This window comes from Paenibacillus sp. BIC5C1 (assembly GCF_032399705.1).
GTDB lineage: Bacteria > Bacillota > Bacilli > Paenibacillales > Paenibacillaceae > Paenibacillus > Paenibacillus taichungensis_A.
The window spans coordinates 1,069,777-1,094,493 of record NZ_CP135922.1 but is presented as its reverse complement, the minus strand read 5'-3'; the positions used below and the strand labels follow the sequence as shown (position 1 = coordinate 1,094,493).

The 24,717-nt window shown below is 46.7% G+C and carries 17 protein-coding genes; 5 read left to right on the top strand and 12 right to left on the bottom strand.

Annotated elements, in window-relative coordinates:
* Positions 1 to 227 precede the first annotated feature (227 nt).
* From RS891_RS04985 to RS891_RS04975, 3 genes are all read right to left on the bottom strand, one after another.
* Entirely contained in the window at positions 228 to 887 is a 660-nt protein-coding gene (locus RS891_RS04985; protein ID WP_315794624.1) for a hypothetical protein, read from the bottom strand.
* A gap of 182 nt (positions 888 to 1,069) precedes the next feature.
* Positions 1,070 to 1,552 (bottom strand): hypothetical protein, encoded by a 483-nt coding sequence (locus tag RS891_RS04980; RefSeq protein WP_113056100.1) that lies wholly within the window; start codon positions 1,550 to 1,552, stop codon positions 1,070 to 1,072.
* Positions 1,552 to 2,724 carry a WXG100 family type VII secretion target gene (locus RS891_RS04975; RefSeq protein WP_315794623.1) on the bottom strand — a complete coding sequence of 391 codons (1,173 nt, stop codon included), beginning with the start codon at positions 2,722 to 2,724 and terminating at the stop codon, positions 1,552 to 1,554. Before RS891_RS04975 ends, RS891_RS04980 begins: the two co-directional genes overlap by 1 nt.
* A gap of 438 nt (positions 2,725 to 3,162) precedes the next feature.
* Here RS891_RS04975 and RS891_RS04970 point away from each other — a divergent pair, with 438 nt between their 5' ends.
* Positions 3,163 to 3,549 (top strand): VOC family protein, encoded by a 387-nt coding sequence (locus RS891_RS04970; RefSeq protein WP_315794622.1) that lies wholly within the window; start codon positions 3,163 to 3,165, stop codon positions 3,547 to 3,549.
* 128 nt (positions 3,550 to 3,677) lie between these two features.
* On the opposite strand, the gene RS891_RS04965 is transcribed toward RS891_RS04970, so the two are convergent.
* Entirely contained in the window at positions 3,678 to 4,148 is a 471-nt protein-coding gene (locus RS891_RS04965) for a DUF4362 domain-containing protein (RefSeq protein ID WP_113056103.1), read from the bottom strand.
* Positions 4,149 to 4,346: 198 nt separating this feature from the next.
* Here RS891_RS04965 and RS891_RS04960 point away from each other — a divergent pair, with 198 nt between their 5' ends.
* Positions 4,347 to 5,915, top strand: a complete 1,569-nt coding sequence (locus RS891_RS04960; RefSeq protein ID WP_315794621.1) for a stalk domain-containing protein — start codon at positions 4,347 to 4,349, stop codon at positions 5,913 to 5,915.
* A 176-nt stretch (positions 5,916 to 6,091) separates the two neighbouring features.
* On the opposite strand, the gene RS891_RS04955 is transcribed toward RS891_RS04960, so the two are convergent.
* Together RS891_RS04955 and RS891_RS04950 are read right to left on the bottom strand one after the other, a co-directional pair.
* Positions 6,092 to 9,574, bottom strand: a complete 3,483-nt coding sequence (locus RS891_RS04955; RefSeq protein ID WP_315794620.1) for a glycoside hydrolase family 2 TIM barrel-domain containing protein — start codon at positions 9,572 to 9,574, stop codon at positions 6,092 to 6,094.
* A gap of 223 nt (positions 9,575 to 9,797) precedes the next feature.
* The gene (locus tag RS891_RS04950; RefSeq protein ID WP_315794619.1) at positions 9,798 to 10,955 is read right to left on the bottom strand and encodes an epoxide hydrolase family protein; all 1,158 of its coding nucleotides are present in this window, start codon (positions 10,953 to 10,955) and stop codon (positions 9,798 to 9,800) included.
* Between the two features lie 160 nt (positions 10,956 to 11,115).
* Here RS891_RS04950 and RS891_RS04945 point away from each other — a divergent pair, with 160 nt between their 5' ends.
* Complete coding sequence (locus RS891_RS04945) at positions 11,116 to 11,697, top strand: hypothetical protein (protein ID WP_113056107.1); 582 nt, start codon at positions 11,116 to 11,118, stop codon at positions 11,695 to 11,697.
* Positions 11,698 to 11,897: 200 nt separating this feature from the next.
* Positions 11,898 to 13,667: an alpha-glycosidase gene (locus RS891_RS04940; RefSeq protein WP_113056108.1), complete on the top strand. Its 1,770-nt coding sequence runs from the start codon at positions 11,898 to 11,900 to the stop codon at positions 13,665 to 13,667.
* 194 nt (positions 13,668 to 13,861) lie between these two features.
* Here RS891_RS04940 and RS891_RS04935 read toward each other — a convergent pair whose 3' ends face one another.
* From RS891_RS04935 to RS891_RS04925, 3 genes are read right to left on the bottom strand one after another with little or no spacing between them, the layout of a single operon-like run.
* Positions 13,862 to 15,271 carry an ANL family adenylate-forming protein gene (locus RS891_RS04935; RefSeq protein ID WP_315794618.1) on the bottom strand — a complete coding sequence of 470 codons (1,410 nt, stop codon included), beginning with the start codon at positions 15,269 to 15,271 and terminating at the stop codon, positions 13,862 to 13,864.
* The gene (locus RS891_RS04930; RefSeq protein WP_315794617.1) at positions 15,268 to 16,689 is read right to left on the bottom strand and encodes a hypothetical protein; all 1,422 of its coding nucleotides are present in this window, start codon (positions 16,687 to 16,689) and stop codon (positions 15,268 to 15,270) included. The genes RS891_RS04935 and RS891_RS04930 overlap by 4 nt, the downstream gene beginning before the upstream one ends.
* Positions 16,690 to 16,691: 2 nt before the next feature.
* Positions 16,692 to 18,065 carry an alpha/beta hydrolase gene (locus RS891_RS04925; protein ID WP_315794616.1) on the bottom strand — a complete coding sequence of 458 codons (1,374 nt, stop codon included), beginning with the start codon at positions 18,063 to 18,065 and terminating at the stop codon, positions 16,692 to 16,694.
* Between the two features lie 718 nt (positions 18,066 to 18,783).
* On the opposite strand from RS891_RS04925, the gene RS891_RS04920 reads away from it, so the two are divergent.
* Entirely contained in the window at positions 18,784 to 20,943 is a 2,160-nt protein-coding gene (locus RS891_RS04920) for an alpha-amylase family glycosyl hydrolase (protein ID WP_315794615.1), read from the top strand.
* A 98-nt stretch (positions 20,944 to 21,041) separates the two neighbouring features.
* Here the strand turns inward: RS891_RS04920 and RS891_RS04915 are convergent, their stop codons facing one another.
* The 3 genes from RS891_RS04915 to RS891_RS04905 form a co-directional block, all read right to left on the bottom strand.
* Positions 21,042 to 22,328, bottom strand: a complete 1,287-nt coding sequence (locus tag RS891_RS04915) for an MFS transporter (protein WP_315794614.1) — start codon at positions 22,326 to 22,328, stop codon at positions 21,042 to 21,044.
* A 159-nt stretch (positions 22,329 to 22,487) separates the two neighbouring features.
* The gene (locus RS891_RS04910; protein ID WP_315794613.1) at positions 22,488 to 23,324 is read right to left on the bottom strand and encodes a sugar ABC transporter permease; all 837 of its coding nucleotides are present in this window, start codon (positions 23,322 to 23,324) and stop codon (positions 22,488 to 22,490) included.
* A complete protein-coding gene (locus RS891_RS04905) occupies positions 23,321 to 24,676 on the bottom strand; it encodes a carbohydrate ABC transporter permease (protein WP_315794612.1) in 1,356 nt (451 codons plus the stop codon). Before RS891_RS04905 ends, RS891_RS04910 begins: the two co-directional genes overlap by 4 nt.
* Between the last annotated feature and the right edge of the window lie 41 nt (positions 24,677 to 24,717).

Below are 24,717 nucleotides of genomic sequence, written 5' to 3'. Positions count from 1 at the left end.
TACCTCGTGTGGGTGTAGGATGGTTGTGGATAGTTCTCTATGTATATGGTGAGTTAGATAATTGGTATAACTAAGTATTACTTCTACTATATTATCGTCCAGTATGGGAATAATTTCATTAGTTGTTTTGATATCGAAAAAGTGGAGTTCTTCCTATTGCCTCTAAACGGCAGGAGTACTCCACTTCCAATGTGCATCTCATATCTAGTATCAAGTTTTATTCTTAATTACCACTCATATCTCGGATTCAGTGAGTCTCTCCACACTTCATCAACGTGATTGACACTTTGTTCTTGAAAATAAACTCTATTCTCATTCTCAAGATCATTCAAAAATTGTGGCCAATCCTTTTCATTAATTTCCGTTGATTCAGGATCCCCAACTACTTTCAACCATCGGTTGTTTAACTGTTGATACTCCATAATTCTTGCTTTAAGTTCAGGTGTTAAAGGGTAATTTGTGGCATCCAATCTGTCGAATGTTATTAGCATACGTTGAAGCGTTAGGGGCAACGTGTCACTTCGATCTAGTTTGTCTGTTAATGATTTGGCAGGTCTGGCTAGTACAGTCATTTCTTCATTAAAGCTTTGATTCATCAAATTATTCTTATTAATAATCTGAATCATATTCATCAAATTATAAGATAGCTGCCTCGCTTGTTCTCCATCTTCTATCATCTCGTTCGTTATTTTCTCTTTCTCCAGTATGCGTTTAAAATAGGATTCATTGTTTAAAATCGCACTCTTCATATCAACCATATCTTGTCGTACATTCATCGTTAAATACTCTTCGTATATTCTTTTTTCTTTATAAAAGCTATAGGTTAGAACGAGTAGCATTGCAAAACCTAAGCATCCAACGATTAGAAATCGTTTTTTCAGTCTCATGATTTACATTCCTCCTCCGACAAGGCCCGTTAGTTGGATGGTTATTGAGTAAACACCACTACCAAGGAGTTATACTAACTCAACTAACCTTGAATCAGATTATATAAATAAGCCTGTTCCTACTTAGTAACCAAGTTGGAATAGGCTGTTTAATATTTCTAGATGTCACATGTTAATAATCTTTAGGATCGCGGATTTTTATAACACCAATCCGGGTCGTAAGGTAGAGCTTTTAATTTTTTCATATCCTCCCAACTGTAAACCCAGTCATAGTCTGCTACCCAAAAATAATCATTAGGGTTTAACTTGAGGTAGTGGTAAATAAATTCAAAAACAAGTTCCTGAACACCGTATATCTCTTCTATGCAGCCAACCTGAAAAAGATCTCTGTCTGCTTCTAGCCCAACATCATCATTATAGTAAAATTCCAATCCCGGATTATCTGTTGCATCCACGTAGAAGATAAACGAATAGTTATTTTCTTTGATTAATTTATGGCTTATGTTCATGGTAGTTGAGAGGAAATGTCCATCGGTTGAATAATTTTTACTATTATGAAAGTTAAGCATAGCATCTGCATTAAAAGCTGCAACTATAGAATCTGATAGTAACTTTTCAGTTGTATATTTTTTTCTCTCCGTTAATATAAATGCGGAAGTTCCCATTATTTTAATACCCCCTTTAATTCTTCCAATGAATTCACAACAGTTACACCTTGCTTTTCAATGCGTTCTAACATTTGTGAATGTTCTGATCTCAAATTGTTTAACGGTTTATCAATATATAGAATTACCTGCTTTTGTTCTGGGTTAAAGAATAACTCGTGGTTTTTATCCATAAATTTATTGAATTGATCTTCTTTTACAGCTTTAATTGAAGCCTTCACCTCAATAATTGCATTTTTGGTAACTACGTCTAGATCACCCGCCGCTTCGCCATTCTCCTTTAGGATCTTTTGCCCAAATGCTGTAACTTGCTGCTCTTTGTTGATAAAGTCGGCAACCTTGGCTTCAGTGGCTTTACCTACGTCTGGACTTTTCAAAAAGTTAACAACATCACGATCAATATTTTTAGGGTGTTGGTCAACAAACGTCAGCTCATTACCAGCAGGATTCGTATATTTTGTTTTGTTTCCATCCCTAACTATACTACCAAAATCGCCCTCTTTCCCCTTCCCACCACCCAGATCGCTATGCTTATTTTCAACAGTACGAAGCGCCCTGCCAACAAAGGCGTAGGCCAACACCTGACCCATCACAGAACCACTATAGTACCCGGCCCCACTCTCATTCACCTGTTTCTTCTGCTCATCCACAAATTGACCTACATCAGACCTCGCTGTTCCGTTTCCCCAGGCTGCATCCCATGCAAACTTAATACCTCGCCCAACATCGACCACCTTACCCAAAGTCAGCCCATAGGCCACACTAGCGACCGTGCCGAATGGATCATAAAAGAGCGCCTCCGCCGTCTGTCCAATTCCAGTTACGGTCTCTCCCACCGACTTGTCCAGCAGTCCAACACCGAAATTTCGTTTCAGTTCTTCAGGTATATATAGAGCAACCTCACCCGAACCATCGGCTGTTCTGAAATTCTTCGCTATAAAAATAAATTCGTTCTGAATTTTATCCAATAGACCCAGTGTAGCTGGGAACACTTCTTTCACCTGCATAAAATCCCAGAAGAACCGCTCTCCTGTCACACCTGACCATTCCGATTGCAGCATATAAATGGATTTCTCCAGTTCCCTGACCATACGCTCCAGTTCCTGTTTTTTCTGCTGGACGAGTCGGGCTTTTTCCTCCAATTGATCGGGATGTACCTGAATACGTTGCATTCTATCTTCACCGCCAACCTGACCGTAGTAGTTATCCCTAAATTTTAACAAGTTAGAATGGGGATTGGAATCAAACAGAGGATTCATTTTCACATAGGTTAGCTGGAAGATGGTAAACATCCATAGGTAGATATATTGCGCATTCGTGCATGTTACTCCAAAATTCGATCAATTGGTTAATATAAACCATAGTGCTAGACTCTATTTTCCGAAAGGAGCCTGTAAATTGAACAAAAAGAGTATCATCATCGCCATGATCATCTGTCTAATCTTGCTCGCTCTTCCCTTCATATTCTACTTTTCCACTAAAATGTCCGGAGGCTCGGCGTTTCCTAAATCGATTACCACACCAAGCTCTAAGGTATAATAAATGACATACTATTATATACAACCCTCGTCTCACAGGTCCTAATGATTCAATTTGAAGGAGGCTCATCCATGAAATTAGAACGACTTGATCATCTCGTGTTAACCGTAGAGAATCTGGAAGCAACGATTGCATTTTATTCGAATGTATTAGGCATGCAAGCGGTCGAGTTCGGCCAGGGCCGAAAAGCATTACAATTTGGACAGCAAAAAATCAATCTGCATGAACGGGGCAAAGAGTTTGAACCGAAAGCTCATATCCCCACACCGGGTTCAGCAGATCTTTGTTTTTTGGTCAGCACACCGCTGGAAGAAGTCATTGCACATTTAACACACCAGAACACTAAAATCGAAGAAGGACCAGTCAAGCGGACAGGTGCACTGGGACCAATCTGTTCGGTGTATATACGTGATCCTGACGGTAATCTGATCGAACTATCCAATGCTTTGTATGCATAAGCCATCAGTTCTCACTCTCCATATGGCAGCAAAAAGATCCTGAAAAGCCTCGGCTTCACAGGATCTTTTTTGATTTACAGCATGAATAATTACATAGCTCAACTATTTACGGTTAGATACCGCTCTCATCACTTGGGAATAGAAAAGGTACTGCCTTCCTTCTCACAATCGGTTAACACGTTAAAAACACGTCCTTGCTCACTCTTCATCGTACCGATCCCTTTGCAGGTGTTGGTCGTGATCCCCTGTTTGGAGCCATAGGCATCCCTTGAGTTATCATAAGTCGATTGAATGACTGAGCCATCGTATATCAATTCATAGATGATGGCCCCACCTTCGATGGTATACATCGTCACACGAACCTGATCCTGCTGCTTCTTCTCCACATTCTTCACAAATGTATTCCACTTATCCTTGTTCCGCATGCCTTCGAGAAGTACAACGACATCTCCGCTTTGCTCCGCTTGCTCAGGGTTATGTGGCTCAATAATTTCCGGGAATGAATTCAAAACCACTGGAGAATCCACTGTCGGATCGTTTGCCTCACAGGCTGTTAACATCATTAACGCTAACGAAAGCGTGAGCAGTACCCTTTTCATCCAATCACCTCATGTTTAAGACGCTAATGTCTCCGTACATGTTACCTATGTGCTGTTAGAAATAACGTAAACACACCCAGTACCGACTTTCAATATAAAGGAATTTTTATCGTTTGTATGTAACTTCAACCCTCCATAAAGTGTTTATATAACAATGCATCTTTCACTTCCATCTCATCTGAAAAAGAGGCGATACACATGCGTTTGGCTAACCCATCCGATGACATAGCAAAAGAAAAACGACGTCCCACTTCACGCTTGAATCATAGACCTAATAGTAAAAGTAAATCGTCCCGACGATTCGCCATTGCAATGGCTGCAGCACTAGTTGCGTCCAGCTTGTTGTTGGAGCTGACAGCTGAGCCAACGACTCACGCAGCCCCTAACGTACAGCGTTCCGCCAGTAACACTTCTGTTCAATCGAATGCAGTAAACTCAGAGAAGAAACTCCACTATACCGCTGTAGAGGGAGCTTATTATTACACAGTCGCCTTGAGAAGTGATGGTTCGGTCTGGACCTGGGGCCGCAATTTGTTGGGAGAGCTGGGTGTGAGCGAGAACATTCGATATCGTCATACATTTAGTCCCATCCGCGTACCGGAACTATCTAATGTAATAGCTATTTCAGCCGCCGGTGGTGGAATCAACGCAGCAGTTCAGGCAGATGGAACGGTCTGGGAGTGGGGTGCTGGCAAACTACCAAGCAAAGTCGAAAGCATCAACTCTGCGAAGGATGTAGTGACTGGCTCTTTGACCGTCGCCCTTCTCCAGAACGGGACAGTCTGGTCATGGCAGCGCCCTACCGCTCAAGGAAGCGATTCAGATCTCGTACGTAAACCGCATGCGATCAGCGGACTGAAAGATGTCATCCAGATCGGATCCGTAGGTTTGCATGGATATGCCCTAAAGAAAGATGGCTCCGTATGGACGTGGAACGAGCCTGACCAACCCGGTCAAGTCCAATCCAAACCAACCAAGATAAAAGGTGTAACCGACATATCTTCGATTAAAAGTATAGATACATCCTTGCTTGCACTGGATAAGAACGGGAAAGTCTGGGGTTTGGACGACACAGGGAAAGCATTCGCTTTTGATTACGACTTCAAAGTGAAGAAGATGGATGGAAATTCGCAATATATATTATTACTCACAACATCCGGTGAGGTGTACAGCTACGGAAGGAGCGTGAACGGTAAAGAAGGAAAAGTAAACCATTTATCCGGTATTACCGATATTTCAGCAGGATATTACCATAGTCTTGCCTTATCCTCGGATGGAACCGTCTGGGGCTGGGGAAGTGATAAATACGAGGAAGCGGGTGCACCTGCAACGTCATCTGGAGGAATGGTCTACAAACCCGTTCAAGCCAAGATTGGCACAGATGTATATCTGAACGGTGATCTGTTCCAGTCAATGTATGCCGCTGTTGAAACGCCTAAGACTGTGCAACTGCCAATCAAAGCCATCGCCACAGCAATCGGAGCAAAATTTGAGATTCATCAGGTGGAAGGTAGCCTGAACCACTATACGTTGAAATATAACAATCGGACAATCACAATCCGCCCTAACGAAACACAATATGTTATAACTTCAGCAGATGCATCTGAGGAGCGAGTCATACAGATACCTGAACCCATAAATAATTACTCGGGAGCAACTACAGTGCCTTTTGAGGTATTGCGTGGTTTGGGATTGAACGTATCCTGGGATTCTGAGAGAGCTATGCTGACCATTGACGATGCTGATAAGAAAGATTCAGGACGCTAAACGAGTCGCTTTAACACCAAATGAATCCCTTTAACATAAGAAAAAATCCCCTTCAGATAAACGTCTTGTTCTTAACGAACACCGTATACTTGAAGGGGATTGCTCTTTTAGCACCCACAGCTCTCCATCCGTTGGAGCAATGGAATGTACGTTTCACTTACTGGACATCATGCATCTTACTTCTCGAACCGGAACCAGCCAAAGTCAAACTGACTACCCGGCAGGAAAATAAAGGTCACCTTCTGCACACCTTTCACCTGCTCAAGCTCAAACACGCGTTCCTCATATCCATCGGACTGTGTGAACTCCACCAGTTGATTGCTCTGTCCGTCCTCACCTGCAAAGCGGATATGAATCGTGTTTTTATCAATCGGCGAACGTCCATAGATCACAAGCTTGGACGTGCCTTCTGTTGTGAAGTCCATATTTTCAAACTCCAGCGACACATTGTTTCCGATCCCCTCGACATGATCACCCTCGATCTTGAACGTATCCCCGTAGAGATGATCGCATGATGCAGCCGTATTCTGCTCAAATGCGCGGCTTTGGCGCTCGAATGAGAAGCCTTTGATATGAATCTTCTGCTTCAGTACAAAACAGATCGACGTAATCCCGCTCAGCCGCTTGGACAGATGATACGTCTCTTCCTGATATACATTCCATCTGGATTCTTTGTCATACACCACATCTGCCAGCAGTGTACTTCCCTCTTCATCCGGCATACCTTCCCAGATCTGAATGAAGTACTCTTCACTGGACAACGCAAAGATTGGAATCGTAATCGTGTCGGAGCCGTATGGCCCGAAGTCGATATTGCGGAAGCCCACATGTGTCTCCCCATCACGGCTTGTCGCTACCCCGCGTTCATTGCCGTTACCGACATCCCCTTTGGTGTAATCGTACAGCCCGCCCGTAATGAAGCCGTACGGATCTTTGTAAGCCGTGCCCAGACCCGTTGCTTTGAACTCCAGTTGGGAGATCAGTTTCGTTTTATCGGTACCGTTACTGCTTGTCGCACGAAGACGGAATTCCCCATCGCCCAGAGCGGATACGTTGACCTCCAGGCCATTGGCTTCGACCTTGGCAATGTTGGATTCAATCCCCGCATCGTTCACAACGGCCCAATCAATATCCCGATAGGATGTGTTCTCCGGATACAGCTTGGCTTTCACCGTCATTTGCTGTTTCGATGGATCGAATAGCTGTCCACCTTCGCTGATCATTTCGATTTTCCGCAAAGGAATCTCTAACGCGCGTCCCGTCAGAACCGGACGTTCCGTATTACTCATGAGTACGTTTTGCTCCTGACCAGCAACGGCAGCCTCGGATGCCCCATTGGTACGATCTCCTGCACCTGCAACAGCTCGTGATTCGAACTCGGCAGCTGCACTTTGCAATCCTTCCGAGGTCACCTCGATCTTCACCGTTCCCGATTCGTTCGTTGCCCCGATGATTGCCATCAGCTTGCCGCTGAATAGCCTTCTGCTCAGTCCTTTGTATGGATCATAGTCCGTGCTGTCCCCGTTATCGAGACCGAGCAGACGACCTGCACCTGTCACTTGGACCTGCACACGGTTGTTTGCATTTTGCACGGGATTGCCTGCTTCATCTTCCACTTGAATTTCCACGAAAATCAGATCAGTACCGTCTGCTTGCAGCTGCTCCCGATCGGCTTGCAGACGAATCTTCTTCGCATCTGTATAGGATTTTTGCACATCCGTTGCAATTACGTTACCGTTCTCATCATAAGCGATCGCTTTGAGCTCGCCCTCTTCATATGGCACTTTCCACCAGCCTGCCAGCTGGGTTCCCTTTGCATGGTCGATATCATACGTGCCGATTGTTTTGCCATTCAGCTGCAATTCAATCTTCGGCGCATTACTGCACACGCGTACATCAATCAGCTGACCCGGGCTGAAATCCCAGTAAGGGAACAGGTGAACCATCGGACTTTTCTTATAATCCGTCCAGGCTGCTTGGTAAATATAGTAGGAATCTTTCGGGAACGTTGCTGTATCCAGCTGTCCAAAATATGAATTCTTCGTATGATACGGTGTTGGTTCTCCAATATAATCGAATCCCGTCCACAGGAACTGCCCCAAGGAATACGGCGTATCTCGTTCTGCCAAAATGCAATATTCTGCTGACTTTGCGCCCCAGCTTGTTGTACTGTTGCCCAAAGCCGAGCACTGCTCATCATCGTCTGCCAGTATGGATTGCTCAAACGGGAAGTGATAGATCCCACGGCTCTGCACCACAGACGAGGTTTCACTACCATAGATAATCCAGTCTGGATGTTCCTCATGATGCTTGTCGTAGTATTTCTCCGCGTAGTTATATCCTGCGAGCTTCACGATATCAGCGCATTTTTGTGCGTTTTCCCACGGCATGTAGTTCGAACCGATCGTCACACCTGCATTGCCTTTTGGATCAAATTCCAGTACATAATCCATCAGCATGCGGGTTACTTCTTGGCCCCGCTCATCCGCATGGGTATCGTAAATTTCGTTGCCGATACTCCACATGATCAGACTTGCATGGTTACGGTCACGCTTCACCCAGCTCTTCACATCAGTATGTGCCCATTCCGGGAAAAATCTCGCATAGTCGTAAGGGGTCTTGGCTCTCTCCCACATATCGAACGCTTCCGAAACGATCAGCATACCCATCTCATCCGCAAGTTCCATGAACTCTTTGGCAGGCATGTTATGAGCGGTCCGAATGGCGTTAACGCCCATTTCTTTCAACAGCACAAATCTTCTGCGCAGTGCCGTCAGGTTAAAAGCAGCCCCAAGCGCACCGAGATCATGGTGTTCACACACACCGTTCAGCTTCATCTTGACCCCATTCAGGTGGAATCCTTCGCTCGCATCCAGCTTGATATCCCTGAAGCCAATCCGCTGTGTGACGGACTCGATTGTCTCATAGCCCTGCTCACCTGTAGCTAATTGAAGTTCCGTTACCAGATCATACAGATTCGGTTCATCCGGGCTCCATAACTTCGGAAGATCGACCGTCAGCTGTTGGGTGTTGGATTGTATCTCTTCATGTCCGGTGTCTTTACCCGCTGCAGCTGTAACGTCCGCTTTGCTGGAAAAGATCTGATTACCCTTATACCAAATCGTGTGCACAAGTTGTGCGTTCTGATTGAGACTTAGCTCCGTATCCACCTCAACCTGCCAACCTTCTGGCTGCTGCTGAATGGATACATAGGTACCATCTGTGACGATATAATTCCGATCTCTCGTTTTGAGCCACACATTGCGATAAATTCCAGCCCCCGAATACCATCTGCTGTTGGGACTCTGATGCACAACTTTGACTACAATTTCGTTGTCACCTTCCACCAAAGCACTCGTGATCTCATGCTCAAAAGCCGAATAGCCGTATTTCCACTCTCCAACAAGCTGACCGTTTACATATACGGAAGAATCCATATACACCCCGTCAAAGCAAAGCAGAAGCTGCTGGTCATCCTTCGTATATGGGAATGTCTTGCGATACCATCCGATGCTGTCCTCATACAATTCAAGCGTATTATAGATCAGCCAATCATGAGGAAGCTCAACCGGTTCAAACGTTAATCCCGCAGACTCCGTAACTTCCAGCTTACTTTTCGCAAATTGCCATCCATCCGTAAAAAGCTTTTTCTGATTCATCTCAGCTCTCACTTTCTGTGTGTATTATGATTGCGGTTACAAACAAAAACAGACTATTTTCCGAAAACCTTTTCGAAAATAACTTGGTGAGACAATAACACTTCACCCGATTATATCATCTGACCGCCTCTGTACGTCACTTTTTGAGCAGATTCAAGAAAAAAAGATCCCGCTTTTAGATATCCAAGTCGGGACCTTATGAATTCAACTATATATAACTACATTAATTGTTCATTGCTCGAATCGGTCTGTAGAATGCCCGAATATCATCCGCCAGCAACTCCGGTTCTTCCAAAGCCGTAAAATGCCCTCCACTAGGCATGGAGGTCCAGCGCGTTACGTTCAGGTTTTGCATCGCCCAAGACTTGGGCGGCAGCACGATATCCGCAGGAAATATAGCAATGCCTGTCGGAACTTCTATACGGCCCAGTGGTGGCAAGGAATGCGAATTTTCGTAGTACATACGTGTGGATGATCCTATGGTATTCGTAACCCAATAGATCATAATATGAGTCAGCAACTCATCCTTGCTAAATAGTTGATTGAGGTCACCTTTACAGTCGCTCCATGCACGAAATTTCTCAATGATCCAAGCGGCCAAACCTACCGGCGAATCGGAAAGTCCGTACGCAAGTGTCTGAGGTTTGGTTGATTGAATGGACATATAACCCCCTTCTTGTGAAATCCATGTTGAAGCATTTTTCTTGTACTCTCGTTCTTCCTCTGAGCGTTCTGCCTCATCCTGGGAAGATAAAAGATCTCTTATGATACCAATATCCGTTAAGTGGATTCCAACTAGAAGTTCAGGATTATTCGATGCCAGATAACGTGTAACGCCAGAGCCAATATCTCCACCAGCAGCAGCGAATTTGTTGTAGCCTAATTCTTTGGTCATTAGTTTGGCCCACATCTGGGAGACACGAGAATTGTTGAAGCCAGGTTGGTCAGGGCGACTAGAGAATCCGAATCCAGGCAGTGAAGGCACAATGACATCAAAAGAATCCTCCGGATTACCTCCATAACTCGCAGGATCGGTCAGGAGAGGGATAATCTTTTGATAACGAAGGTAGCTATCGGGCCATCCATGGGTAAGAATAATCGGCAGAGGGTTAGGCCCTTTACCACGCTCATGTACGAAGTGCACATCCACCCCATCCAACTGGCAACGAAACTGGGAAAATTGATTCAACCTGGACTCTTGTGCTCGCCAGTCATAATGATCTCTCCAATAAGAGACAAGTGATTTTAAATAACTGAGATCAGTTCCTCGCTCCCAGCCGGAGTCTACCAATTGATCTGGCCAACGGATGTGATGCAGCCGATATTGCAAATCGTCCAAAATCTCATCAGAGACATGAATATGAAAACGTTCAACAGTCATCAAAATTTCCTCCCTTTTTGTTGATTCACAACGTTATTATAACCTTTTATCGCTATTCATAGATTCCATCTTTGTCAATTGATTCCTGTAATTTCTTGTCGTGCTATGTTAGATTATCCATTGGAATAATATCACATATATAGATAGGGGAAATTAGAACGTGAAGAAATCATGGGTACTATCAATCATTATGAGTTTTGTTTTGCTCGGCGGAGTATTCGCACCTGCAGGGTCCTATGCCGCTGCTGCGGATGACTCAACTACTACATATTCGGAAGACGAATACTACGAAGAAGTTGACACGTCAGAACAAGAACCGATCCCTACAGCCGAAGAGGAAGATTTCCTCAACTACCTGGATCAGTTGGATACCGCATCGGTATATGAAGAGAAAGCCTTCAACGCCTTGGGAGGAGGATTCTACATTACATCTTCCAATCGCAAGTCCGTTTTCCTGAAATTGACCAACACAGCGATTCCTAACTACACCAAATATGTTTCCAAGCTGAAGCTGATTAAACCGCAAAATGCGGAACTGCAAAAAATCCATGCCAACTTGATCAAAGGTAGTTATACACAGCTTGAAGGATTCCAACTCGCTAAAAAGGCTGTCTCCAAAACAACGGTAAACAGCGCTGTCCTGAAACAAGCCAATGCCAAAATTGATACCGGCAAGAAAAGTATCGAGAAATATCACAAAGAAATTTCTGCTTATGCCAATAAGCTTGGGTATGATTTTTAAATAATAGTACCCAAAATTAAACGATGAATTCAACTCATCTTTTCAGGAAAAAAAAGTGTTTTCTTTTTCCAATTTAGTTCGTATAATAGCACTATAATCAAAAGGCTATGCTGCCGAAAGGTACAACCTCGTGAACATTGGGGTTGTGCCTTTTTTGCGTTTATAGCCATATTATCCATCCCAGATAAGGAGTGAATGCTATGTTACTTGAAGCTATTTATCATCGTCCCAAAATGAATTGGTCCTACGTATATGACCGTTCCACCATGCACCTGAGGCTACGTTCCAAGCGGGGCGATCTGGATGCTGTTATCGCCATCATCGGGGATAAATATGCATGGGATCGTACGGTCCTCCACCTTCCGATGCGAATCTTTGCCCGTGATGCCTTGTTCGATTATTGGGAAGTGGAAGCGCAACCACCCTACCGCAGATTACGCTACGGCTTCCAACTGATCGAGGGAGAGGAATCGGTCTGGATGACGGAACGGGGATTCGAGCAGGCTTTGCCTGATCATCCGTTGGAATTTTTCGATTTTCCATTTATGAATCCGGTGGATTTCTTCGAGGCACCTGCTTGGGTTAAGGATGCTGTATTCTATCAGATCTTCCCTGAACGTTTTGCCAATGGTGATCCGTCTATCAGTCCGAAGAATGCTGAACCCTGGGGCGGTGAACCGACACCTGTCAATTTTTTCGGAGGTGATTTACAAGGAGTTCTGGATCACCTTGATCATCTGAGCGCACTTGGCATTAACGCCATTTATTTCTGCCCGGTGTTCCAGGCTACAACCAACCATAAGTACAATACCGCAGACTACCTGAGGGTTGATCCCCACTTTGGCACCAATGAGAAATTGAAGGAGCTTGTGGATGCATGCCATGCACGCGGCATACGGGTAGTTCTGGACGCGGTATTTAACCACTCCGGTAGAGAATTTCTTCCATTCGCGGATGTGCTTGAAAAAGGGGCTGCTTCCCGTTATGCGGATTGGTTCCATGTCAGAGAATGGCCAGCACGTATCGAAGACGGTATCCCCACATATGATACCTTTGCCTTTGAACCCCTTATGCCCAAACTGAACACGGAACATCCCGAGGTTAAGGAATATTTGCTGGAGGTGGCCCGTTACTGGATTCAGGATATGGGTATCGACGGTTGGAGGCTGGATGTTGCCAATGAGGTAGACCATCAATTCTGGCGTGAATTCCGACAAACGGTCAAATCACTTAACCCGGATGCCTATCTTCTCGGCGAAATCTGGCATGATTCCATCATGTGGCTGCAGGGGGATCAGTTTGATGCAGTCATGAACTACCCTTTCACGAATTCAGTCATGGATTACGCTGTGCTTGGCAAGCTGGACGGCCTCGGATTTGCCAACGAGGTTGGCAAACTGCTGGCTGCGTATTCACAGCCTGTAACCGAAGCGGCCTTCAACCTGCTCGGCAGTCATGACACGCCAAGACTGCTCACCGTGTGTGAAGGGGATGTACGCAAAATGAAGCTAGCAGTCATTCTGCTGCTTACGTACCCAGGCGCTCCTTGTATTTACTATGGCGACGAGGTAGGACTGGATGGTGGCTATGATCCAGGTTGTCGCAAATGTATGGAGTGGGACGAACAGAAGCAGAACAAGGATCTGCTCGAATTCTTCACCCAAGCCATTGCCCTGCGTAAACAACACGCTGCATTGCGCAGTGCGGACATCACAATGATTTATGCGGAAGCCGGAGACCCGTGCATTGCCATCGGACGCAAGAATCAGGATACGGGGGAACAATTCGTACTCGTCCTGAATGCAAGTGAAGAACCACGCAGTTTGGAGTTGCCACTACACCAAGGAACTTGGCGTAATGTATTCTCAGCCACAACTCGGGAAACTCAGCAGAACAAGCTGAAGCTGGACCTAGACGCGTACGGTTTCTCCCTGTTGCAGTTGGATGTCAAATCACACGTGAAGGCATAACATTTACATTAATCACAGGCCTTCTCGAAGCTATCTGAGATCATTCGCAAGAATACTGTGTATGTTTATCTCTCAAAGTGAAAAGGGGAACCCTCGGTGCGTCGCGCATCCGAAGGTTCCCCTCTCCTATTACAACTCATGATGTCCCCTGCTGCGTTGGCATTCATGAGTCACTTTATCCATTCGTTCATTCCCTATTGTGCCCCTTGCGAATCCTCCTCCAGGCTTGCCGCAACCTCATCCCGAACGGCGGAGATTGGACCGGGATTTCTTATTTTCTTCATTCTTGGACTTGTTAATGTCTCCTGGGTAATTACAATCTTTTGCGGGATTTTGTACTGGGGCAGCTTGTCTCGGCAAAAGTCCCAGATTTGTCTGCGCAGTTCCGTAAGAGGATGCTCACCTGTAAGTTTGACCGTGGCCTTTACCATCTGCCCCATAATCCCACTCGGTTCCCCGCTCACCACAGCCGCTTCAATGGCATCCATTTGCTCCAGAATACTCTCCACTTCCGCAGGGTAAACTTTACGCCCGCCTACATTAATGATCTCCGAGCGGCGACCCAAAATACGAATGTAGCCATCCTCCATCTCCGCTTCATCGCCGGTCTGGAGCCAGCCATCTTCCGTGAAAGGAGACGGAGCGTTCAGATACCCGATCATGGCCGTTGTCGTTTGGATCTCCAGCAGCCCGTCCACAATCCGATAACGGACTTCCCCATCACGAACCGTAAATAGCAATGAACCCGAATCCTTGGAGCGTGTCGGCAGAATGCCAAGCTCTGACATGCCATAAGCCTGCACCGTACGTACATTCGGAAACTGTCTATTCCATGCGGTAAGCAGCGCCTCCGGCATAACCTCTGATCCATAGGAAATCACTTCGAGACTGGATAGATCAACCTCCGGATAGACTCCGCTAAGGAGCAGCAAATTCATGAACGTTGGTGAGACTGGCAGTGCCTGAACACGGTGCTTTTCAATGGTTTTGCATACTTCCAGGGGGGAGCGATCCGGTATGACGCATAAACAGCCGCCGCTGGACAGGGATTGCAGCATTGTGTTTAAGCCGCCAATGTGGTCAAACATCATGAAAGGGATCGTACAGAGCGGCCGGACTTGCCGCCTGAACCCGTGCAACAGACGATCCGCGCTGTGAACAGCAGCTTTGCTTTGTCCTGTCGATCCGGATGAGAAGATCACCAGACCTGCTTTCTTTTCCTGACTCAGCTTTGACAATATCGGGGACCGACTCCCTTGCACAGAGCAATGTCTGGCTATAGCTTCCCCTTCCCCAACACTCATTCGCCATTCTGCCTGAGCGAGCGCTGTATACTCATTCCGTTTGGCCTCAATCAAGTGTCGATCCAGCGGAACCACAATACAATTCCGTTCCAGAAGAGCGATCAGTGCCGCTGCGGCATAAGGAGAATAATCCTCTTCAAGCACAACGATGGCCCCTTCGAGCCCTTCAGTGGAAATCCACTGGCTAAAGGTCTGAATCTGATCCAATAACCAGTTATAACTATATTGTTCGTCCTTCCATATCAACGCAGGGCGACTACCATACGCGGTGAACCGTTCCAGAAGGGAAGTGATATTCATCCCTTATCATCCTTTGAGCAATACTTCAATTGCGCCTCCAGATACTCAACCAGTGATTCCACCGTTTGATAAGGACTTTCCGGCATGGAAGCGGCCGCCAATTCCGCGAGAGTTATCCCTACACCAAATGTATCTTCAACCCCTTGCTCAACAACCGCAAGTAAAGTGACAAGTTCAAGGGAGTCCAGTCTCCCCCGACTTCCATACAGGGGTGCTTGCAAGCCATGCTCCAGAGGAATGGACGCGTTATGGTACCGATTGATCTCATGGCAGCTATCCAGCACAATTCGCTCAATAACTTCCCGATGTGAAGGCGTAGGCGCGGGGTTTTCCCCAGTCGATGGGATCTGTCTGAAGCGATCGGCATGCTGATGTGTAGTCATTAGCGCTTCGTACCAGCGTAATTCGTCCGCCGCCAATTGTTCGATAATATCTGTTAACTGCTCCCGCCATTCAGGGCTTCGTTTCATTCTGGCGATCTGCAGCAGCTTATGGGCTTGTTCCCACCGAACTATCATTGCACCGAATTCCTCAACATATTGATCATGAGGAGAATCAAGCCATTGGGCCGCTTCCTCCAGCAAATCACGGAAAAAGTAGCGGCTCCAGCGCATGTCGAACAGGAACGCGGAGATGGCTTTCTCCTGTTCCCGATCCACCTCGGCATCCGGGTGCAATCTTTGTAACAATTGTGATGTTACAGCCTGTCCAAAATAATAGCTTCGATTGCCCTGCCAGATTGTTCTGCCCGCGATGAATTCATGGGCCTGCGTCGCCAGCGCAGAGCGCAGCATGTCTCGGTAACCTGCAGCGTCGAGTGTCTCCACAGCACGAATCTCCATCGTGCCATATGTTCGTAATGTTTCTTTGCGACGGGCTATTTCGAGCTCGGAGATATTTTTGTTCCCTTTCCAGAACTCCTGGAAATCAGTAGACGATACAGCTCCCATGTATTTGGAGGGAACGGGATCATAGACATAGAACTGCTCCTCATCCATCCCGTACACAGCCAGCCAATGATCGACCAGATGCAGGCGTGAATCTTGTTTAACGAGTTTATGAATATACTCGGGATTTCTATAATCTTCCCCATAAGGCAAGCAATAACTTGTGCCTGTAACGACCAAAATGCCCTCATTTTCAAGGCGTTCCCGAATATATGCCTTTCCTTGTGCGAAGCTGTCAAACTCCCGTTCTCCAAACACTTCCCACATCGGCTCCTCATAATCCAGCTTATGAAAATAAGGCTTGATCAGGCCACGATCCGAACAGGAAGTCAGACTATACAAGCGGCTGGAAGCCAACAGACCGAGACTGCTTATCGAGCCCTGACGCTGAAGGATTTCGTGAATCAAAGGAAAATTACAGGGATAATAATACGGAATATCCATCGTTGGTTGAAATGGTTGACTAATCATGGCTACCTCCTGTTCCCGGCTTTGGCAGCCGTGCTGCCCCAAGACTGGATTTTGTAATGTAGAGACAGGTTATCATGGGCACGAAACACCCGATTGGGCAGTGGCTTGCCATCTGCATCAGTTTCAAACTGCCGGAAGCCTCGCGTGAACCTGAACCGAAATCCGCTGTCGCGCGGAACCTCGAAACAACCTTCATAATGACCACCTCCGGTGTGCAGAAGCTTCATGCCCATGCCTCCGTAGATCGAGTCATCATACATGTCTTGAAAGGGTACCTCGGCAGTCATGCAGACTGTTACGTGACCCGATAATTCTTCCACAACCGTGTACATCCGTGATGCCGTCAACTCTCCCACCGTCAGGGTAACTACGGCATGCCCCATCTTGACAGGAACCAATTCCCCACTGGATCGAACCTCAAGAACATCCGGTTGATCGGAATGATAATCCCCTTCTAGCACACTCATGGTGAACCCGCTGTCGTGATGAAGCAGCGCATTGATGTGCCCGCTCATGCCGCCCTTCAATCCGATAACGTCCCTTCCCATCAGCTCTAAAGAAATTGGATTCCCGATTCGGCCAAACAGGTATAGTAGCGGAAGATGAACCCGCTCTCCCCAATCCGCTTCCTGATGACCTGCATCCGGCTGTTCCAGAAATGCGATGTCCTTGCCAGGCTTATATCCCAGTTCGAGCATCTGATGGGCTACATTTCTTACCTGGGAAGGAAGAAATAACCCTTCTGCATCCCCTATATCCATCCACATTCGAATCGGAGCACTGCCCTCAGGCATGAGGTACATATCCTCCTCCTGTAACCTGCTCTCCGACGTTTCATCCAGCTGCACATCTACGAAAAAGGGAGAGAGCATGATCAGTTTGCCAAAAATATCAGGATGACGTGTTCCTATATGGAAGGTGCTGAGTGCCGCTGCGGAAGAACCAAGCAGTCCCGTGTTGTCCTTGTCTGGAAGTGTGCGGTAATGCTCGTCAATGAATGGTTTCAGTTCATGAATGATAAAGTGTTCATAATCCAGGCCTGAGCAGCCCACACTCACCGCTTCTCTTGCAGGCGCAATGAAATGATAGAATTCATTGTTTGTAACTGGACGAACATGGGCAATTCCGACAATGATCAGTCCATCCATCAAGCCTTGATCAATCAGTTGGTCTGCCGCCTGATCTACGTGCCACGTTTCATTTCCCGCGGTCGAAGAGCCGAAGGCTCTCTGACCCGCATGCATGTATAACACCGGATAGCGTTGATCCACATGCTCCTTATATCCTGGTGGCAAATAGATAAAAATCTTTCGTGTGTTGTCCAGCCTGGACGCCTTGAAACCTTCCACACATTCGATAACAGAATGAGTGTTCACTGATCCATCAACCGCCTCTCCTATAGATTTCGCTCATACACTACCGGGGTTTCTCTGTTTTGTTAGTCCTGCTTCGTTCTTCCCTTGGCTACATCGACAAACAACCCCGTCTCTGAAGAGACGGGGTTGTTTTAAAACACCGAAATGTTCTAAAATGCATAGCCCTTATATTGGTGGGTCTGCGAATAGTTTAAATCTGTTGAGCCTGATTTGTAAATATGGAAATAGAAAAAAAATGCTCAAGAAAAAGTTATTGACAACCAAACCATTATTTAATTATCATAACGTTGTGATTATAACTAGAGGGCCATGCTTTTAAACCCAATCGGTTTAGGACAACCCCGGTAACTCCAGCAGGAGGTGCCGGGGTTGTTGGCGTTCATAAAAGGGGGGATATCGTTAAGAATAACCTGCCAAAGTCTAACTTGAAAGCGCTTTTCTAATCAAAAAAGAGATCACAAATCTATATAAATTGAACTACACATTTGCACGAGAACGGAGAGGACAGAAATAACCTGAAGAAGTGAAACTAAAAGCTTTCTGAAGGAAAGCTTCATCGGAAGCATACGCTTCGCCTTTATCCCCGGATTTTCCCCTTTGAAAAAGGGATTCAAAAAAATCTGGGGATAACAGCGATCGGAAGGTTGTTCTGTCATCGGAGTCGTAATGTAAATATTCTTCAGTTCAATTTATATAATAAACGAAGGGTGGATTACCAATGTTCAAATGGACCAAGCGAATCATCCTCAGTACCACGCTGAGCTTCAGCTTGCTGGCCGGAAGTGCACTGCCCATATTCCCGGCGGCGTCCGTATTCGCAGATGCTGATACGGCTGTAACCAACAAGCAGAACTTCAGCACTGATGTTATTTATCAAGTATTTACCGACCGTTTTCTGGACGGCAATCCCTCCAACAACCCTACCGGGGCGGCCTATGACGCCTCCTGTTCCAACCTGAAGCTCTATTGCGGGGGCGACTGGCAAGGACTAATCAATAAAATCAACGATAACTATTTTACCGATCTCGGCATTACGGCACTCTGGATTTCCCAGCCTGTGGAGAACATTTACTCGCTGATTAACTATTCCGGTGTCAACAATACGGCTTATCACGGGTATTGGGCACGTGACTTCAAGAAGACCAATCCTGCTTTCGGTACGATGACCGATTTCCAGAATCTGATCAATACGGCACATGCCAAAGGCATTAAAGTCATCATTGATTTTGCTCCCAACCATACCTCTCCTGCCATGGAAACCGACACCTCGTTCGCAGAAAATGGAAAGTTGTACAATAACGGCACTCTGCTTGGCGGCTACACCAATGACACGAACAAACTTTTCCACCACAACGGCGGCTCCGACTTCTCCACACTGGAGAATGGCATCTACAAAAATCTCTATGATCTCGCTGACCTGAACCACAATAACAGCACCATTGACACCTACTTCAAGGATGCGATCAAGCTCTGGCTGGATATGGGTATTGACGGAATCCGGGTGGATGCGGTGAAGCATATGCCGATGGGATGGCAAAAGAACTGGATGTCTTCCATCTATGGCTACAAACCGGTATTCACGTTTGGTGAATGGTTCCTGGGTTCATCCGCATCCGATGCGGACAACACCAACTTCGCCAACCAATCCGGCATGAGTCTGCTTGACTTCCGTTTCAACAATGAAGTACGTAACGTGTTCCGTGATAACACATCCACGATGGTTGCCCTGGATTCCATGATCACCAGCACCGCCGCTGATTATGCCCAAGTGAATGACCAAGTGACTTTTATTGATAATCATGACATGGATCGCTTCAAAACAAGTGCCGTTAACAACCGTCGCTTGGAACAAGCTCTTGCATTTACACTTACTTCACGTGGCGTACCAGCCATCTATTATGGCACTGAGCAGTATATGACAGGTAACGGTGACCCGGATAACCGTGCCAAAATGCCTTCTTTCTCCAAAACAACAACTGCTTTTAACGTTATCAGCAAGCTCGCTCCATTGCGTAAAACCAATCCAGCCATCGCCTATGGAACTACCCAGCAGCGCTGGATTAACAACGATGTGTATGTGTATGAACGTAAATTCGGCAACAACGTGGCCGTCGTAGCGGTTAACCGTAATCTTTCGACTTCCACTTCCATCAGTGGCCTGACCACTTCACTTCCTTCGGGTACATACAACGACGTTCTTGCAGGTGCATTAAGTGGGAATAACATTACCTCTACAGGAGGTAACGTCGCTAACTTCACATTGGCAGCAGGAGCTACAGCGGTCTGGCAGTATACAGCCAGTACCACTACACCAACCATCGGTCATGTGGGCCCTGTAATGGGTAAAGCAGGTAATACCGTTACCATTGATGGTCGTGGATTCGGTACTACCAAAGGCACTGTCTATTTCGGTACAACCGCTGTTACCGGTTCAGCCATTACATCATGGGAAGATACTCAGATCAAAGTGACCATCCCTGCTGTTGCCGCCGGCAACTATGCAGTTAAAGTCGCAGCGAGCGGAGTTAACAGTAACACCTATAACAATTTCACGATTCTTAGTGGCAACCAGGTTTCCGTTCGGTTTGTCATCAATAATGCCTCCACAACTCTCGGCCAGAATCTCTATCTGACGGGCAATGTCGCTGAATTGGGTAACTGGTCCACAAGCCCTCTCGCCATTGGTCCGGCGTTCAATCAAGTGATCTATTCTTATCCAACCTGGTATTATGACGTGAGCGTGCCTGCCGGAACGAATCTGGAATTTAAGTTCTTCAAAAAGAACGGTTCTACGATTACGTGGGAAAATGGCAACAATCATACCTTCACCACACCAACCAGTGGAACCGCAACCGTTACAGTGAACTGGCAGCCTTAATTCCTTCACCGTCCTATCATTCAACCCGGAGTCAGACGCGATGAGCGTCTGCTTCCGGGTTCTTTGATTAGGCTCATCCTAACAAATAGCTGCATTTGCTATCGATAGGTCCGAATGGATTTTAATCCAACTGATGCAATCATTCCTACCACCAACAGCAATGCTCCCAAACTTTCCAGCACGGTTTGGGCACCCCACTGATCAGCCAAAACGGAAACCACCGTTAATCCCAGGATCGGGGCTGTACTTGTAATGGTTCCAAGCACCCCGTAGATTCTCCCCTGCAGCTCATCGGGAACCTCGGCACGCATCATGATCTGGGTTAACATCGTACAGCACGCAAACATGGCTCCCCCAGCAATGATCAGCGGCAAGGCCACCAAAGGAGAAGATACATTGGCTAACAGCATATACAGTGGTCCAAGGACCAGTAGACCGATAAACACCCATCGTCCCCTTCGTTTCAGCCGATTGCCTGAGGCGATCAGAATTCCGGAACCCAGCATGTACCCTAGTGGAATACATGTCTCGATCAGTCCGAACTGAACAGGATTCGCCTGCCATACTTTGACGGCCATAACCTGAACAAGCATGATGGCTGACATGAAGAAAAGAATCAGCAGCGGATTAAGAATAACGATGGAGCGAATCAGGGGATGTGCAAAGATGTAGGAAAACGAACCACCCCACTCCTTTACGAATGATCCTCTATGTAGGGAAGAGCGTTGTACATCCGGAAAACGCCCTGCCAACATTACACATATCGCAGATAGCAGAAAGGTCACACCCGTAATCATAATAGCCGTAAATCCTCCAAATGCAGAAACAGCAATCCCCGCTGCGGCCAGTCCACTGATCCGGGCCATATTATCGACCAGATGGATGGTTCCCGTAGCTTGTTGCAGATGCTCCCTCCCCACCAAACTGGTTACCGAAGCATGAAATGCAGGCGCCTGAAACAGGCTGGAGAACATCGAAAGGGAAAGCATGAGCAGTACGATTGGAAAAGGAGCATGCAGCACAAACAGACTAACCGCGATGATAAACGCCATGGCCCCGCGAAACAAATCCGACGACAACATCAATGTTCTGCGATCCAGCCTGTCGGCAAACGTACCCGCGAATGATCCGAACAGAAAACTGATGACCATGTTACATACCTGTACAGCTGCCATGCTCTTCGCACTTCCCGTGGTCTGCAATACCCACAGACTGATGGCAATGCCGTTGAAACAATCACCAAATACGGAGATGCCATAGCCACACAAAATTCTGCGATAAGCAACATTGCGCCAAAGCGCCCTGTTGGCCATTTTCTGACTTTCCGCAGCAGCAAGAGCCCCGTTTGGCCCCACTTCCGGTTCCGGGGACTGTAGCGTTCCCATCGATCTTTTCCTCCTCTTGTCATTCGGATCTCAAACAGCAGGCAGGCGCTTCCGGAGCAGTTCCAGCGATGAATGGAACCTCTCAGAAGCGCCTGATTGGTGGCCTGGATATGTTCTACAGGCTGTCTATGCGGTTAATTGTTTATATCCTTTATCCTTTTATCCTTTGGAGGCGCCAGAGGTCAGCCCCTGCACAAGGAAGCGCTGCAGGAATACAAACAATAACGTAATCGGAATTGCGATAAGTACAGCCCCCGCAGCAAACATGGTAAAGTTACTGTCCTGATAGCGGCTCACCAGATCCCACATGCCAACTGCCAGTGTCCAGTTCTCTTTCGTCCGAAGTACCAGCCGGGCAAAGATAAAGTCCATCCACGCACCAGTGAAGCTGGTTAAGGCTACATAGGTCAGCATCGGCCGGGACAACGGAAGAATGATACTGGTAAACACGCGCAGATGACTGGCACCATCAATTCGTGCTGCTTCATCCAAACTGCGCGGGATGGTATCAAAGAACCCTTTGACAATAAATCCACCCAGCACGGCCCCGGACGAATAGACCAGAATCAGCGCCGTATGGGTGTCCAGCAATTTGATCTGAAGCAAAATAATATAAATGGCAATCATGCTCATGAAGCTGGGGAACATCCCCAGAATCAGCATCGTGGATAGAATGGTCTTACGACCGCGAAAACGGAAACGGGACAAGGCATACATGCCCAAAGTAACCATAAGCGTTGAGAAAATCATCGTGAAAAAGGCGATCTTCAACGTGTTCAGATACCAAGTGCCATACATAAACGACGGGTTGGTAAACAGTTCCCCGTAATGGGCCAGCGTGAACGCTTCAGGCCACAGACGTTCGCTGTACAGCGCTGCCCCTGGACGCAGTGACGAGAGAAATATCCACAAGACGGGATACACCGATACGATGGCAATGATGACCAGCAGCACATAACTGATCGCCAGACGCATGGGATTGTTGCGCTTTTTCATTGAATCATGTCCTCCTCCTTAAACGATTTGGAACGACGGAAATTCCAGATGGAGAACGACGCAATAATCAGGAAAATAATGATGCCGACCGCCGAAGCCATATTGAACTTGTTGTTATCCAACGTCAGTTTGTACAACCAGGTCACGAGGAGATCGGTTGATCCCGCGTATTGATAATCGCCACGCAGCGGATTACCGTTCGTCAACAGGAAGATGACATTGAAGTTGTTGAAATTCCCGGCAAATTGCATAATAAGCACCGGTGTCGTAGCGAACATGATAAAAGGAAGCGTAATGATGCGGAACTTCTGAAAGCCAGACGCACCGTCTACCTCAGCCGCTTCATACAAATCCCGTGGAATCGCCGTCAACACACCCAGGATGAGCACCATGCTGACCGGGATTCCGATCCACATGTTTACAATGACGACGGTAACCTTTGCCCAGAACGGATCGGTTAACCATGGCAACCCCTCAAGGCCAAAAGCCCTCATATACGTATTAATGGGACCAAACTGTCCGTTGAACAGGTTACGCATCAGGAGCAGTGAGATAATCTGTGGAATGGCATAAGGAAGAATGAATATTGTTCGCCACACCTTTTTGAAGCGAATCCCCTTCTGCTCGATGAGAAGTGCAACCAGGACCCCGCCGAAATACGTGGTGACCGTTGCCAGAATGGCCCAGATCACCGTCCACGTTAATACACCAAAGAAGGTATTGCTCCACGATTTAAGCTGGATCAGATCCGTAAAAGTTTTGAAACCAACCCAATCCACCAGCTTGGCAGGCGGAATATGATCCGGTGCCGAGTAATTGGTAAAGGCCAAAGTAATCGTAAACAAAATAGGCATAATGGTGAAAAACAGGATGCCCAGCGCAGGGATGGATAAGAACAGATACGGGAATTGTTTATCGAGCAGATATCTCAGGGAAGCAGAAGCTCCGGTGACCTGCTTTCCTTCCTCTCTTAATTTTCCCGTGATGTACGCATCCCGAATATTGAAGATATACAGAAGAAGAAAAACGAAAAATACCAAAAGTACTATGATTCCGTTGAGCAGCAAAAAGATGGAGTGGTCGCCCTGCTGCAGCACCGTTGATCCATTGACCTTGACGAAACGTTGCGTCTGCTCGCCCAGCGTCCATACTCCCCATACGGCCTGATTCAAACGGGGAATCAGATATGCGAGTCCCACTCCCTCTAAGATCAGAAAACAAATTCCCTTGATCCATTGACGGTTATACAACTGTCCAAGTCCTTGGAGGACAACGGACAACAAAGCCGCTGTCATGCGATGCTGTCTTTCTCGATTCGGCTTAACAGTGACTGGAACATGCTGTTGTTTCATTCATTCCTACTCCTTCCCGGCAAGCGAAGTTACCGATCAGT

Bases quoted from the DNA above. Each gene is read 5' to 3' on its own strand.
- RS891_RS04985 (WP_315794624.1), bottom strand. From the start codon at position 887: ATGAGACTGAAAAAACGATTTCTAATCGTTGGATGCTTAGGTTTTGCA.
- RS891_RS04980 (WP_113056100.1), bottom strand. From the start codon at position 1,552: ATGGGAACTTCCGCATTTATATTAACGGAGAGAAAAAAATATACAACT.
- RS891_RS04975 (WP_315794623.1), bottom strand. From the start codon at position 2,724: ATGCAACGTATTCAGGTACATCCCGATCAATTGGAGGAAAAAGCCCGA.
- RS891_RS04970 (WP_315794622.1), top strand. From the start codon at position 3,163: ATGAAATTAGAACGACTTGATCATCTCGTGTTAACCGTAGAGAATCTG.
- RS891_RS04965 (WP_113056103.1), bottom strand. From the start codon at position 4,148: ATGAAAAGGGTACTGCTCACGCTTTCGTTAGCGTTAATGATGTTAACA.
- RS891_RS04960 (WP_315794621.1), top strand. From the start codon at position 4,347: ATGCGTTTGGCTAACCCATCCGATGACATAGCAAAAGAAAAACGACGT.
- RS891_RS04955 (WP_315794620.1), bottom strand. From the start codon at position 9,574: ATGAATCAGAAAAAGCTTTTTACGGATGGATGGCAATTTGCGAAAAGT.
- RS891_RS04950 (WP_315794619.1), bottom strand. From the start codon at position 10,955: ATGACTGTTGAACGTTTTCATATTCATGTCTCTGATGAGATTTTGGAC.
- RS891_RS04940 (WP_113056108.1), top strand. From the start codon at position 11,898: ATGTTACTTGAAGCTATTTATCATCGTCCCAAAATGAATTGGTCCTAC.
- RS891_RS04935 (WP_315794618.1), bottom strand. From the start codon at position 15,271: ATGAATATCACTTCCCTTCTGGAACGGTTCACCGCGTATGGTAGTCGC.
- RS891_RS04930 (WP_315794617.1), bottom strand. From the start codon at position 16,689: ATGATTAGTCAACCATTTCAACCAACGATGGATATTCCGTATTATTAT.
- RS891_RS04920 (WP_315794615.1), top strand. From the start codon at position 18,784: ATGTTCAAATGGACCAAGCGAATCATCCTCAGTACCACGCTGAGCTTC.
- RS891_RS04915 (WP_315794614.1), bottom strand. From the start codon at position 22,328: ATGGGAACGCTACAGTCCCCGGAACCGGAAGTGGGGCCAAACGGGGCT.
- RS891_RS04910 (WP_315794613.1), bottom strand. From the start codon at position 23,324: ATGAAAAAGCGCAACAATCCCATGCGTCTGGCGATCAGTTATGTGCTG.
- RS891_RS04905 (WP_315794612.1), bottom strand. From the start codon at position 24,676: ATGAAACAACAGCATGTTCCAGTCACTGTTAAGCCGAATCGAGAAAGA.